The organism is Elizabethkingia miricola (genome assembly GCF_001675285.1).
GTDB classification, from domain to species: domain Bacteria; phylum Bacteroidota; class Bacteroidia; order Flavobacteriales; family Weeksellaceae; genus Elizabethkingia; species Elizabethkingia miricola.
This window is the reverse complement of the sequence record NZ_LSGQ01000030.1, coordinates 338,284-351,955: the sequence shown is the minus strand read 5'-3', so window position 1 is coordinate 351,955 and position 13,672 is coordinate 338,284. Positions and strand designations below refer to the sequence as shown.

The window sequence follows — 13,672 nt, the reverse complement described above, 5'->3', positions numbered from 1 at the left end:
CAACGAAGTAATGTTCAGATTTCAGAAAAACTCTTCAGCAGGATTGCCACTTGTAGTGGTGAGGCTTCGTGGTTTGGTACATTCTTAGAATAACAGTACAATGAAATATCAAAACCCGAAGTCGTAGAGATTTCGGGTTTTTTATTGCGCAATATTTTAAACTTAGTTTCCCCGAATCTCTATTTCAAAATTAATTCTTGTCACAAATTTTAATGTGATGAACTTTTTCGACTATTTGTATAGTTGAATGAAATAATGCGGCCTTAAAATTTGTGGCCAGCATTACCGATGCGTTGCTTAAAGCATTTGCATCATGAATTTAAAGAACAAAACAATGGGAAATTTAAAACTTAAAGGAAAAGATATATTAAAGATTGGCTATCCTAATAATCAGAGTGTTAATGTTGCTCTGGAAGTTATGAAAAGAAATTTTGCAACCAAAAATATTCATTATGTAAAATCTCTTTTAAAAGAAATTCTGCTGCATCCGGAAAACTATGAAAAAGACTTAAGTTTCGGGCAAATAGCAGAAGCTTTATTATTATCTAAAAAGACTGAAAAACGAATGCTGAATAGTCAGAGAGCTGCATTTCAGGTTTTCGGACACAATATTTCAGAAGAGGCAAAGAATCAGCTTTATACAGCGCTAAAATTGCCAATATCGCTTCAAGGAGCATTAATGCCTGATGCACATAGTGGCTACGGTCTTCCGATCGGTGGTGTTCTGGCGGTAGAAAATGCTGTAATTCCGTACGGTGTAGGGATGGACATTGGCTGCAGAATGAGCCTTAGCATTTTGGATACTCCGGTTTCATATCTGGATGGGGCAAAAGATAAGTATGAAAAAGCACTGGCAGAACATACCAAATTCGGAATGTACGAAACCCATAAATCTCATATTGAACATGAGATCTTTGAAAGGGATACTTTCGGAATGATCCCGGTGCTGCGAAGACTGAAAGCAAAAGCTATTAAACAGATGGGAACATCCGGAGGCGGAAACCATTTCGTAGAATTTGGTGAAGTGGAGATTACAGAAGAAGATAGCCAAATCGGCCTTCCAAAAGGGAAATATCTTGGGATTTTATCTCACAGTGGCTCCCGTGGTCTAGGCGCAGAGATTGCTCAATATTACTCCAGAGTTGCTGTAGAGCAATGTCCACTGCCTAAAGAAGCGCAACAATTTGCATGGCTAGACCTAAATACTCATATGGGCTTAGAATACTGGACTGCAATGACTCTGGCCGGAGATTATGCTTCAGCCTGTCATGATGATATTCACCGAAGATTGGTTAAAGCTGTAGGCGGGAGAGTAAAAGCTAAAATAGAAAACCATCATAACTTTGCCTGGAAAGAAATTCATAACGGAAAAGAAGTGATTGTTCACCGCAAAGGAGCAACACCGGCTAATGAAAATGAGCTGGGAATGATTCCGGGATCTATGACAGCGAAAGGGTTTATTGTTTGCGGTAAAGGGAATCCTGATTCATTGCATTCGGCTTCACATGGCGCCGGAAGGGCTCATTCCAGAGGAGCATGCAGAAGTCTTTTCACTCAAAGTGATATTAGGAAGGAGTTGAAATTAAAAAATGTAACTCTGATGGGTGGAAATGCCGAAGAAGCTCCAATGGCTTATAAAGACATTCATGAAGTAATGAATGCACAAAGCGAATTAGTAGATATTCTGGGGACATTTCAACCAAGAATTGTAAGAATGGATAAGTAGCCTTGTGTGAACAACAAAAAATAAAGAAATGAAAAAGAGATATAAACAACAATATTATGCCTACTACAAAGACTGCTTGGTTATCTGCCCTTTTTGTGGAAAAGATGCGACAGTTAAAAGTGAATGTGGGTGTGATGAAAATGCAGAGCTGGAATGCCTGCATTGTAATCTCAGAAAGAAGAAGGAAGACGTGGAGTTTTATAAAGCAATCGTAAAGCTCAATTGTCCTGCATGTGGACATTTTATTCACCATATAAAAGGCGGACTGAAAACAAAACCAGAAAGCCTGCCTGTAAATTGTGAGGCCTGTAATACAGCATTCGAGATTAAGCCTAAGACAGAGAAATATGTAATGAATTACGCTACAAAAGAAAATGGCTTAATCCGTGACTCGGTATTTGGATGTCCGTTTTATTTTCAGGAAGACTTCAAAGGAAAATTATTCTGGGCTAGAAATATGGAACACCTTTTAGAAATGGAAAACTATGTCTCTTCTGAACTGAGAACCAGATTACCATACAAAATGCGTATGGTTGAAAGATTGCCAACGTTTATTAAAGAAGCGAAACACAGAGACGCTATCTTAAAGATTTTACAAAAATGGAAAAATTCATACAAATAACTTCGGGAAGAGGACCTTTAGAATGCCAGTGGGTAGTTGCTAAGATTCTGAAGGTTTTCCTGGAGGAAGTAAAACAAGAAAAAATAGATTATAAAATTATCCATCGTGAAAACGGTGATGAGAACCTGACATTAAAATCCGTAACCCTGCTTTTAAAGGATAAAGACATAATAACATTTCTAAAAAGCTGGTTAGGAAGTATTTGTTGGGTCGGAAAGAGTACATACAGAAAGCTGCACAAAAGGAGTAATTGGTTTGTTGGAGTATTTGAAATTGAAGATGCAGAAAAAATTCATTTTGATGAAAAAGACGTTCAGTTTCAGACAACTCGCAGCCAGGGGAGCGGAGGACAGAATGTAAACAAAGTAAATACAGCGGTTCGTGCTACCCATATACCAACCGGAGAAAGTGTTTTTGTACAGGATTCCCGATCACAGCTGGAGAATAAAAAATTATCAATTACACGTTTAAAAGAAAAGGTAATGGCACAGCATATTTTGCAAATGCAGCGCAGAATGCAGGATACCTGGAGCAATCATATGCAGGTACAGCGCGGAAATCCGATTCGTACTTATTCCGGAACAGATTTTAAAAAGAATCATCAGGATAAATCCTTTAAAAAACAAAGGCAGTTCCTCAAAAATGAGCTAAAAAATTACAGAAATGAACTTAACTAAAAACAAATATTATTTCGAAGCTTTAGATCATTATCCTTACAGTATACCGGATTGTGTAGAAGCTCTGAATTATGCTTTGTCTTATGATCCTCAGGATGCGGATAGTCTCTGTCTTATGGCCAGAGTGTATTCCGAAATACTAAAAGATTATAATACTGCGAAGGTATATTTTGAAGAAGCCATGAAAAATGATGTGACCAGTATCAGTATACCTCATTTTTATATTAAATGTCTGCTGTATAATGAAGACTATGAAGAGGCCGAAAAGCTAATTGCTTATAGTCTTACACTGAAAGGAATCAATAAAGCAGATATTCTATTCTTAAGATCTATCTTAAAGGAACGAAAAGGAAAAATAAAAAAAGCTTTAAAGATATTATCAGAAGTCAGGGAATATAGCTTTGACGAGGGAATGGTACATCAGCTTGAAAACCGCAAAAAATTTCTTAAAGGGAAAATATCCCGAAAAAAGAAAAAGAAAGCCTGACAGGCTTTAAAACTGACCGGAAGATTTTCTTCCGGTTTCTTTTTATAGACAGGATTCTGTAAATTACTGTTTCTTTAGTATTTTTGTTGTTCAGACCGAATATAGTATGGCTAAAACGCTTTCTACAGAACAGCTTATTGACGGAATCAGAAGCAATAATACCCGATTGCTGGGAAAAGCCATTTCTCTTGTTGAAAGCAAAAAACCGGAACATCGTATACAAGCGGAAGAGCTTCTGAGACAACTCATGCCTTTTACTGGAAAATCTATAAGGGTAGGAATAACAGGAGTTCCGGGTGCCGGTAAATCTACTTTTATAGAAAGCTTCGGAAAACTGGCTATTGAAAAAGGAAATAAAGTTGCTGTACTGGCTATAGATCCTAGCAGTAGTCTGAATCACGGAAGTATCCTGGGGGATAAAACCAGAATGGAAGAGCTGGCTAAAGACCCGAATGCTTTTATCCGACCCAGCCCTAGTGGCGGATTTCTTGGGGGAATAGCCAATACAACATTTGAAACCATGCTGATTTGCGAAGCAGCAGGATATGATTATATATTAATTGAAACTGTTGGTGTAGGGCAGAGCGAAGTAATGGTGGCAGATATTACGGATGTTTTTCTGTTTCTGAAAGTTTCCGGTACCGGAGATGAATTGCAGGGAATAAAACGAGGCATAATGGAGATGGTAGATATTATCTTCATTAATAAAGCCGATGAAGATAATAATCAGGCAGCAAAGAATGCCAAACTAGAGTTGATGCGGGCTCTTCATTTTATAACACATAAGAATAAGGTCTGGAAAGTTCCGGTTATTTTGGGTTCTGCATTAAAGAAGAGAGGATTGGAAGAATGTTATGAAAGAATAGAGGATTATATCCTTCAGAAGCATAAAGACAATACTTTTGAAGAAGAGCGCCACCAGCAGGCTGAAAAGAGATTCGATTACTGGGTAAAAGAACTGATTCTGAGTAAAACCAGGTCGTCTAAAGAATTGGAAGATGCTTACAATGAACATAAAAAAAATGCTTCAGAGTTGGCGGTAAATCCTATCTCTGAAGCAAAAGATTTTGTTAAGAAGCTATTTAACGAGTAGTTTATTTCTCAGCTTTTGTAGCTTTAATGTATCCGTCATAGCTAATAGGTTGTCTGTCGTTAGCATTTACAGATAAAAATGCTCTTCCGTTATTATAAACGTCTATATACAAAGTCTGAATATTTTGTACATCATTGACATTTATAGTATAAGATATTTTCTTCTTACTTTCTTTTTTAGCAATTGTAAACTTTTTAGAACTAAACTTCAGTCCGTTTCGGGAAGTATCCATACTCGGTGTGAAAATCCGGCCAAAATATGGCAGATCTACACTCAGATCATTTGGCTGTATTTTAAAACCATAACCATAACTGAGGTCAAACAATGTTGCGGCTGCACCGGCTGGTCTCATAGCACTCATTACATTATTGATGGTGGACTGATCCATAGGATAAGCTCTTGTCGCAATAAAGGTGTAACTATCCTGATTAACTAATTTCGCAACTTCTTCGGATTTAGCAATATCTGTCGGCTTGTTGGATGCAGCACATGAAATTACTGAGGTAACAGTTAATGCTGCTAATAGATAGATGTATACTTGTTTTTTCATTTTTTTGGAATTTAAATGATCGTTGCTTATATTAAAATACTAATTTTATACCAAATAAAGATCTGATTCAGATTTTATTAAATAAAGTTACACAATTCCTGAATTGGTTTTTGTTTTTTGGAATAGAATTTGAATTTTGCGAAATCACGATAAATTTTACTGCTATGAAAATAACAAGCATTATAGGTGCAGCAGCTATTGCCGCAACTTTTACAGGTTGCGTAACCAATCCTATTACAGGAAGGTCGTCAGTACAGTTTGCTGACTCTAATCAGATTAATACGATGGCTTTACAGGAGTACAAGACCACTTTGTCTAAATCCAAAGTAGTTACAGGTGCAGATGCAACACGTGTGAAAACTGTAGGAGCCCGGATTGCAAATGCAGCGAGAAACTATTACAGAAGTATCGGAAGAGAGCAGGATCTGGCAAATTACCAATGGGAATTCAATCTGCTTCAGGACAAACAACTGAATGCATGGTGTATGCCAGGAGGTAAAGTTGCGGTATATACAGGAATATTACCGGTAACTAAAGATGACAATGGTTTGGCTGTTGTAATGGGGCACGAAATATCCCATGCATTGGCAGGACACGGGAACGAAAGAATATCTCAGGCTACATTAGCTCAATATGGCGGACAGCTGGTTGGTGCTTCACTTAGCAATGGCCAAATGGCCAGTATCTTTAATCAGTTATATCCTATGGGTGCTCAGGTAGGTCTTCTGGCTTATGGCAGAAAGCAGGAATCTGAAGCAGACCAAATGGGACTTTATCTGATGGCTATGGCCGGCTATGATCCACGTACGGCACCGGCGTTCTGGCAAAGGATGCAAGATGCTTCGGGAGGAGCATCCGGTACTCCGGCATTCTTGTCGACCCACCCGAATCCGGTTAACAGAAAAGCAGCCTTAGAGGCTATGATGCCAAAAGCTTTGGAATATTACAGAGCTGCAGGAGGCAAATTATAACGATCATTAATTAATCCTCTTCAAAAAACATATATTTGGAGAGGATTACTAAATTACACAATATGAAAAATTTAACATTTGTAGGAATTATATTATTAGCCATTGGAGTAGTATTATTCTACCTTAATAATATGGCTCTGGATCTAAGAGTGGTATATGGTGCTTTATGCGGAATCGGTGTTGGCCTTATCTTCGGAGGTATTGTAGGCTATGTAAGCAAAGGATCTGCCGTAAAGCAGGAAAATAAAATGCGCCAGTTCAAGCAACTGCAAAAAGAAAAAGATGAGTTGGAAAAGAAACAGGCCCAACTCATGCAGGATGCTACGCAACAAGAGCAAGAACAGCAAAGCCGGAATGTATAACAATCCGGCTTTTATTTTTATTAAATCTGCTTTAGATTAGAACTGGTATCCAAGACCTACCATAAATAAGCTTGGTCTGTTGTCATAGTTTACACCACTACCTGTAACATTGTTGATGAATTTACGTTGGTCTTTAGAGAAAGAGCCTTCATAACGTGCATTTACAATCAATTTAGAGATCTTTACATTCGCACCGAACTGATAACCTACAGAGAAGTTCTTAGAGGTATCTTCTTTAAAATTCTGGAATGTATCGTTGTTGGATAAGTTTGTAGAGAATACAGGTCCTGTAAATACGCTTAATGGCCCGATAACATCAAAACCTACCATTACCGGAATATCCAATCTGTTGCTTTTTGCAGAAAGTTCAACAGAGTTTCCGTTTGCCTCAACATACGTAGCTTTACTTTTGAAGTTTGTATAGTAAATCTCCGGCATTACGAATAAAGAAACGATTGGTAACTTTATTTTCGCTGAAAGACCTACGTTGAAACCTGCAACATCTTTAGGGTTATTAAGAGCCCCTTGTGCGGTAGAGCTAATATCACTCCATCTTGAAGATGAGGTATTGAATAACGCATTGGCTCTTACACCAAGACTAACCTGTGCGTGAGCAAAAGCTGCTGCACCTAGCATTACCGGAATGAATAATTTCTTCATTACAGAGGTCGATTGAATCTTTGACTTCATAACTTATAAATTTTGCTTTTTTTCTAATAGTGTCTTTCTTAGCTCTTTAAACAAAGCTGAAGAGTAGACGAAGTTTATTAAATGTTCATTATCAGCTGTCAGAATGTTGTGCATAGAGCCTTCCCATTCCTTCAGTCCGTTTCTCAGATAGACAATCTTTTCACCAATTGTCATCACCGAGTTCATATCGTGGGTATTGATAATGGTTGTTGTTTTGTACTCTTCAGTAATCTCTTTCAGCAACTCATCAATTACTATTGAAGTGCTTGGATCTAATCCCGAGTTAGGTTCATCACAGAACAGATACTTCGGATTATTTACAATAGCACGGGCAATAGCAACCCTTTTTTGCATTCCCCCGGAAATTTCCGAAGGATATTTATTGTTAGCATTTTCCAGCTTCACTCTACCTATAACGTCGATAACCCTTTTTTTCTTATCCCTGTATGTTAAATTTGTAAACATATCCAACGGGAACATAATGTTTTCCTCCACAGTCATAGAGTCGAAAAGTGCACTTCCCTGGAAAACGGTACCGATTTCCGAACGTAGATTCAGTCTTTCAACCGGAGTCATTTGTACAAAATTTCTTCCGTCAAAATCAATAATTCCTGAGGAAGGTTCGTAAACACCCAATAAACACTTCAGGAAAACCGTTTTTCCGGATCCACTCTGTCCAATCACAAGATTGATCTTTCCGTCTTCAAAAGAGGTAGAAATGCCCTTTAGTACTTCTACATCACCGAAACTCTTTCTTAAATCTCTTATATCAATCATTAGCTCAGGAATAATTGGGTTAATATTAAGTTCGCTATAATAACAGCTACGATAGTCCATACTACAGCTTGTGTACTGGCACGCCCTACTTCCAGAGATCCGCCTTTAACAAAGAACCCGAAATATGCAGGGATTGTAGCGATAAGGAACGCAAATACAGCTGTTTTGAAGAATGCATACCAAATAAAGTAAGCTGGCATATACATCTGGATACCGGTGATATAATCTGCCTGTGTCCAGTTTCCGGTTAGTTCTCCTGCCCAGTAGCCTCCTACAATACCAAATACAATACTGATGGCAATAAGTAATGGGTTGAATAAAACACTGGCAATAATCTTTGGTAAAATTAGAAAATTTGGAGAGTTTACCCCCATAATATCCAATGCATCAATCTGCTCTGTTACACGCATCGTTCCTATACTGGAAGCAATATATGAACCTACCTTTCCGGCAAGAATTACACTGATAATAGTCGGTGAAAATTCCAGAATCAAAACTACTTTGGTTGCATACCCGATAAATGAGTTCGGGATGGGGAAAGAGGAAGCACTGAAGTTATTATACATCTGTATGGCAACAACGGCCCCCACAAATATAGAGGTGAAAAGTACCAAACCAAAGGAGTTAACTCCAAGGTCGTAAATTTCTCTCATCAGTAGCTTCATAAAAACCTTCATTTTCTGAGGTTTCTGGAAGGTCTTTCCCAGAAGCATAAAATATTCGCCAATTGCGCCAAAAAGTTTTAACATGCTGCGAAATTAATGTTTTTATTTAAATTGAGAATTTTTGCATCTGCCTGCTCCAAATGAACACCCTGCAAAAATGATCTTTGAAATGTCTTGGTTATGGAATGTTCAGATACTTATGAGTCTGTACAGAAGCCTGCCATTCCGGATGTTCCAATATATAATCCGTGATCTTAGGGTACATTTCATCTCTCTTACTCCATTCACTCTGAAGATAACGTTTACAGTTGTCAGAAACTTTAGCGGACTGCTCTTCTGCAAATTTGAAATCGTTGTTATTGAAAACAATAACCTTTAATTCGCTCGCTTCTTTGTAAATATCTTCTAATGGTAAACCTGTTTTTTTTGGGGAAAGTGTAATCCAGTCCAGATGCCCACTCATAGGATAGGCACCGGAAGTTTCGATATGGATAGTACACCCCAGTTCCTTTAATTTTGATGTCAGAATTTCAAGATTCCACATCAATGGTTCCCCTCCTGTTAAAACAATTGTTTTACAGTATTTTGCTGCGGTTTCTGCAATTTCCTCTGCATTCATTAACGGATGTAAATTCGGATCCCAGCTTTCCTTTACATCGCACCAGTGGCAGCCTACATCGCATCCACCTAAACGAATGAAATATGCGGCTTTTCCTGTATGAGCACCTTCTCCTTGTAAAGTGTAAAAATGCTCCATTACAGGGAGCATTTTACCTTCTTTTAATAAAATATCTTGTTCTTTATTCATTTTCATTAATCATTATACACTGATGTTTTGTAGGCAATCAGGGTATTTTTCATCAGCATAGCTCTGGTCATCGGACCAACACCTCCCGGAACCGGAGTAATCCAGCTTGCTTTTTTCTCACAGCTTTCAAAATCTACGTCTCCTGCCAGGTGATAACCTTTTTCTGAGTCATCATCTACTCTGGTAATTCCTACATCGATAATTACGGCACCTTCTTTAATCATTTCTCCTTTCAGGAAATGAGGGTCACCAAGAGCGGTAATTACGATATCAGCCTTTTTTGTATATTCTTCTATATCTTTAGTATAAGAGTGTGTAAGGGTTACAGTAGAGTTTCCAGGGAAGTCTTTACGTCCCATAAGGATACTCATCGGACGTCCTACGATACGGCTTCTTCCGATAATTACACAGTCTTTACCTTTTGTTTCAATATTGTATCTTTCTAACAGTGTCAGAATCCCGAATGGCGTTGCCGGAAGGAATGTATCCATTTCTAATGCCATTTTTCCGAAGTTTTCAGGGTGGAAACCATCCACGTCTTTTCTTGGATCAATTGCCATAATGATCTTTTCCTGATCAATCTGCTTAGGCAAAGGTAACTGAACGATAAAACCATCTACATGTTTTGATTTATTCAGTTCATCTATTTTCTCCAGAAGTTCGGCTTCAGGAACAGTTGCAGGAAACTTAACCAGTGAAGAGGAGAAGCCTACTTCTTCACAGTCTTTTACTTTACTGTTTACATATGCTTTACTTGCACCATTGTTTCCAACAAGAATTGCAACTAAGTGCGGAGCACGTCTTTTGTTGGAAAGAATCTTCTGAACTTCTTCCTTTATTTCCTGTTTTACTTCTTTGGATACTTTTAGCCCGTCAAGGATTTGTGCCATTTTTCTTTCTTTTTACTTTATTTAGATTTATCCGATTTATTTATGCTTTTTGTAGAAATTAATCAGTCCGTTGGTAGAACTGTCATGTGATGTAATTTCTACAGTATTCTCCAGTTCCGGAAGAATTTTGTTTGCCAAAGCTTTTCCTAATTCTACACCCCATTGGTCGAAGCTGAAAATATTCCAGATGACACCCTGAACAAAAATTTTGTGCTCATAAAAAGAAATAAGCTGTCCCAGAGTAAATGGCGTTAATTCTTCAAAAATGAAAGAGTTGGTAGGTGTATTTCCTGTAAATGTTTTGAAATTGGTTAAAAAGGCAATTTCTTCTTTATTTTTCCCGGATGCTTTTAGCTCTGTAATTACTTCTTCTTTTGTCTTACCAAAAGCTAAAGCTTCTGTCTGGGCAAAAAAGTTGGACATTAATTTGTCCTGGTGATCACTAAGGTTATTGTTTGCTTTTGCGTATGCAATAAAGTCTGCAGGGATAAGCTCTGTTCCCTGGTGAATCAATTGGTAGAAAGCATGCTGACCGTTTGTTCCCGGCTCTCCCCAGATGATAGGTCCTGTTTCGTAATCTACGAATTCACCATTTCGGTCAACAGATTTACCGTTACTTTCCATGTCTCCTTGCTGCAGGTATGCCGCAAATCTGTCAAGATACTGGCTGTATGGTAATATCGCATATGAACTTGCATCGAAGAAGTTGCGGTACCAAACGCCTAATACCCCCATTAAGACAGGGATATTATTTTTGAATTCTGTATTTCTAAAATGTTTATCTGTATCCTGTGCACCACGAAGTAATTTTTCGAAGTTGTCGTATCCTACAGCCAATACAATACTTAACCCGATTGCACTCCAAAGCGAGTATCTTCCGCCAACCCAGTCCCAGAATTCGAAGATATTTTCTTCTGCAATCCCGAAATTCTTTACGGCTTCAACATTTGTGGAAAGAGCTACGAAATGTTTTGCAACATCTTCCTCTTTTCCTGCTTTAAGGAACCATTCTTTTGCAGAAAGTGCATTGGTCATTGTTTCCTGAGTTGTGAATGTTTTGGAAGCAATGATAAATAAGGTTGTTTCCGGATTCAGATTTTTGACAACTTCAGCAATATGATTGCCATCTACATTGGATACAAAGTGTGTGTTTAATCTTGTTTTATAGTGCTTCAGTGCGCTGCAAACCATTACGGGACCAAGATCAGAACCTCCGATCCCTATGTTTACAACATCTGTGATTTCTTTTCCTGAAAAGCCCTTGTGTTCTCCTGAAATAATTTTTTCAGAAAAAACTTTCATTTGACTCAGTACTCTTTGAACATCTTCATCGATGCTTTTACCATTAACTATAATCTTCTCTTCTCCGAAATTTCTCAGGGCAGTATGAAGTACAGCTCTGTTTTCAGTCTGGTTAATCAGATCTCCGGTAAACATTTTTTCAATAGCATCCTTCAACTGGCACTCTTCTGCCAGTGCTAAAAGAAGCTGAAAAGCTTTTTTATCTACAAGGTTTTTTGAAAAATCGAACAGAAGGCTTTCCTTCTGGATAGAAAATTCCGAAAATCTGCTTTTATCTTCTGTGAAAAGCTGCTTCAGATCGAAATCTGTTTCTGCGAAATGTTCTTTTAGTTGTGCCCAGGCTTTGGTTTCAGTAGGATTGATTGTATTTAAAGACATTTTCGTAATGGTTTTAAGACGCAAATTTACGCAATCGTATTGAATTTTTTACTTTTTTGAGTATGAATAGATTGTAAAGTAAAAGGACTGCATTTGCAGTCCTTTTGGTTAGTCATTTACAGTTGGTTTTGGAGATTTTGGCCGCTTCACGCCTTTAGCGCGGACAAACCATATAATCCCTGCTACAATAAGAGCAAATGGCCATAAATTTAGCAGAAGGATAAAAAATTGTTGAATAAGATAGAAGCCATTGATAATTGATAGTTTAGCTTCATAAAAGAAGTTGGTTTTATATTTTGCATCAATTGATTTGGTATTGGTTACAGCTATTTCTGCTACGCGAACATTGGGCTCTTTTATACTCAGATTCACAGTGCTGTAAGCAATGTTATCTTTCAGGTTGTAAGAATCTATAATATTCTGATTGTGATCTCTTTCGTTGTCATCTCCTTGTTCTACTGTCGTGGATGTAGGTTTAAGCTTATCGATATTGCCTTCTTTTTTCTTCATTCTTTGCTGTTCCAGCTGTGCCATTTTAATGTTTGCTGTTACGTCCTCGGCATTGATAATTCTGGAATTTAAAAACAAATTCTGGCTGTTAATCTGTTGGAGGAAATCTACCAGCTGCATGATGGGTACTTTTACAATCATATCATTCTGCATAGTTGATTTTTTTACCATAACAGCTTTATCATCACTCTCATTATACGTTTCTTCTGATAGCAGATTGTTTTTCAGTTCGCTGTTAATCACATAGCCACCTATTTGTTTTAGCTGATTTTCTATTTTGATCGTTGCGTCATAGACGTCTTTAACTTCCATGTTCACAGATGCTGTTTTTACAAATTCTTTGCCTTTAACCTGTGTAGAGGCTGCTGAAGATATGCTGTCTGTAGTAGACGCTGAGGCTTCTGCTGAAACAGCTTTTGCGGATTCATAATTTGCATCAGACATAGAGGCAGATTCCTGTTTTTTGCAAGAAAAAACGCTAAGAATAAGTACGGATGCAAGGGCTAGATTTAATGTGTTATTTTTCATAATTAGAATTTTTGATTGTTAGCTATTCCAAAGGTCTAAAAGTTCTGATCTGGCCACTTGAAAATTAAACGTAAAATTCTTGTAAATGAATTTTAGCTTTTAATGGGTTGAAAATGAATGTTTTGTAAAATTGTATTTCTCTTTATTGAGAGTTAAAATATTAAGTAAGCATAAAAAAACCGCCCAAAAGATTTGGACGGCTAATTAAATATTTAGTGATTAGTGTATTTAGCTGATCAGATTTTTGTATTTGCTGCTGTTGTCTATCAGCATCCAAAGATTGATTAATGCTAAAGGAGCTGCAATAGGTAATCCTGTAGTGTCTTTCAGGTTGTGCAGAACAATACCTACCATAACAGGAAGGATAATAATAGCTCCCAAAGCTCTTGTTTTAGGAAATATAACCAATAGTCCGCCAGTAAATTCAACAACGGCCACCAAAGGAAAAAGCCAGCCAATTTCCATAATTGCCCCGAATATTTTTTTCTGCTCTTCGGTTAACTGGGGAGTTGGCATAAAGTGAAAAAACTTATCCAATCCAGCCTGAATAAACATTAGTCCGAACAATAGGAAAATAATGAATTTTACGATTTTCATAATCTTATTATTTAATAGTTTATATCAAAGTTATAAAAA

General features: G+C 37.5%; 16 protein-coding genes. 7 read left to right on the top strand and 9 right to left on the bottom strand.

Annotated elements, in window-relative coordinates; all coding sequences use genetic code 11:
* The first annotated feature begins 334 nt into the window (after window positions 1–334).
* The 5 genes from ATE49_RS16070 (at window position 335) to meaB (ending at window position 4,605) form a co-directional block, all read left to right on the top strand.
* Window positions 335–1,726 (top strand): RtcB family protein, encoded by a 1,392-nt coding sequence (locus ATE49_RS16070; protein WP_065083189.1) that lies wholly within the window; start codon window positions 335–337, stop codon window positions 1,724–1,726.
* Between the two features lie 28 nt (window positions 1,727–1,754).
* A complete protein-coding gene (locus ATE49_RS16065) occupies window positions 1,755–2,348 on the top strand; it encodes a hypothetical protein (RefSeq protein ID WP_065082946.1) in 594 nt (197 codons plus the stop codon).
* The gene (prfH, locus tag ATE49_RS16060) at window positions 2,327–3,025 is read left to right on the top strand and encodes a peptide chain release factor H (RefSeq protein ID WP_065082945.1); all 699 of its coding nucleotides are present in this window, start codon (window positions 2,327–2,329) and stop codon (window positions 3,023–3,025) included. The genes ATE49_RS16065 and prfH overlap by 22 nt, the downstream gene beginning before the upstream one ends.
* Window positions 3,012–3,512: a tetratricopeptide repeat protein gene (locus tag ATE49_RS16055; RefSeq protein WP_065082944.1), complete on the top strand. Its 501-nt coding sequence runs from the start codon at window positions 3,012–3,014 to the stop codon at window positions 3,510–3,512. The genes prfH and ATE49_RS16055 overlap by 14 nt, the downstream gene beginning before the upstream one ends.
* A gap of 106 nt (window positions 3,513–3,618) precedes the next feature.
* On the top strand, window positions 3,619–4,605 hold the full coding sequence (meaB, locus tag ATE49_RS16050) for a methylmalonyl Co-A mutase-associated GTPase MeaB (RefSeq protein ID WP_065082943.1): 987 nt from the start codon (window positions 3,619–3,621) through the stop codon (window positions 4,603–4,605).
* A gap of 1 nt (window position 4,606) precedes the next feature.
* Here meaB and ATE49_RS16045 read toward each other — a convergent pair whose 3' ends face one another.
* The gene (locus tag ATE49_RS16045; protein ID WP_059325683.1) at window positions 4,607–5,155 is read right to left on the bottom strand and encodes a DUF4251 domain-containing protein; all 549 of its coding nucleotides are present in this window, start codon (window positions 5,153–5,155) and stop codon (window positions 4,607–4,609) included.
* A 164-nt stretch (window positions 5,156–5,319) separates the two neighbouring features.
* Between ATE49_RS16045 and ATE49_RS16040 the strand changes: the two genes are divergently transcribed.
* The gene (locus ATE49_RS16040; RefSeq protein WP_065082942.1) at window positions 5,320–6,126 is read left to right on the top strand and encodes a M48 family metallopeptidase; all 807 of its coding nucleotides are present in this window, start codon (window positions 5,320–5,322) and stop codon (window positions 6,124–6,126) included.
* Window positions 6,127–6,188: 62 nt separating this feature from the next.
* A complete protein-coding gene (locus ATE49_RS16035; protein WP_034871752.1) occupies window positions 6,189–6,488 on the top strand; it encodes a hypothetical protein in 300 nt (99 codons plus the stop codon).
* Window positions 6,489–6,524: 36 nt separating this feature from the next.
* Here ATE49_RS16035 and ATE49_RS16030 read toward each other — a convergent pair whose 3' ends face one another.
* The 8 genes from ATE49_RS16030 to ATE49_RS15995 form a co-directional block, all read right to left on the bottom strand.
* Window positions 6,525–7,178, bottom strand: coding sequence for a porin family protein (locus tag ATE49_RS16030; protein WP_078674605.1), 654 nt, complete (start codon window positions 7,176–7,178; stop codon window positions 6,525–6,527).
* Window positions 7,179–7,181: 3 nt separating this feature from the next.
* Window positions 7,182–7,955, bottom strand: coding sequence for an ABC transporter ATP-binding protein (locus ATE49_RS16025; protein WP_059345715.1), 774 nt, complete (start codon window positions 7,953–7,955; stop codon window positions 7,182–7,184).
* Window positions 7,955–8,704 (bottom strand): MlaE family ABC transporter permease, encoded by a 750-nt coding sequence (locus tag ATE49_RS16020; RefSeq protein WP_034871749.1) that lies wholly within the window; start codon window positions 8,702–8,704, stop codon window positions 7,955–7,957. Before ATE49_RS16020 ends, ATE49_RS16025 begins: the two co-directional genes overlap by 1 nt.
* Window positions 8,705–8,798: 94 nt before the next feature.
* A complete protein-coding gene (locus ATE49_RS16015; protein ID WP_034871978.1) occupies window positions 8,799–9,428 on the bottom strand; it encodes a 7-carboxy-7-deazaguanine synthase QueE in 630 nt (209 codons plus the stop codon).
* 5 nt (window positions 9,429–9,433) lie between these two features.
* Window positions 9,434–10,318, bottom strand: coding sequence for a bifunctional 5,10-methylenetetrahydrofolate dehydrogenase/5,10-methenyltetrahydrofolate cyclohydrolase (locus ATE49_RS16010; RefSeq protein ID WP_045182929.1), 885 nt, complete (start codon window positions 10,316–10,318; stop codon window positions 9,434–9,436).
* A 36-nt stretch (window positions 10,319–10,354) separates the two neighbouring features.
* Window positions 10,355–11,998: a glucose-6-phosphate isomerase gene (pgi, locus tag ATE49_RS16005; RefSeq protein ID WP_065082941.1), complete on the bottom strand. Its 1,644-nt coding sequence runs from the start codon at window positions 11,996–11,998 to the stop codon at window positions 10,355–10,357.
* Window positions 11,999–12,106: 108 nt separating this feature from the next.
* On the bottom strand, window positions 12,107–13,036 hold the full coding sequence (locus ATE49_RS16000) for a DUF4349 domain-containing protein (RefSeq protein ID WP_065082940.1): 930 nt from the start codon (window positions 13,034–13,036) through the stop codon (window positions 12,107–12,109).
* Between the two features lie 228 nt (window positions 13,037–13,264).
* Entirely contained in the window at window positions 13,265–13,633 is a 369-nt protein-coding gene (locus ATE49_RS15995) for a DoxX family membrane protein (RefSeq protein WP_065082939.1), read from the bottom strand.
* Between the last annotated feature and the right edge of the window lie 39 nt (window positions 13,634–13,672).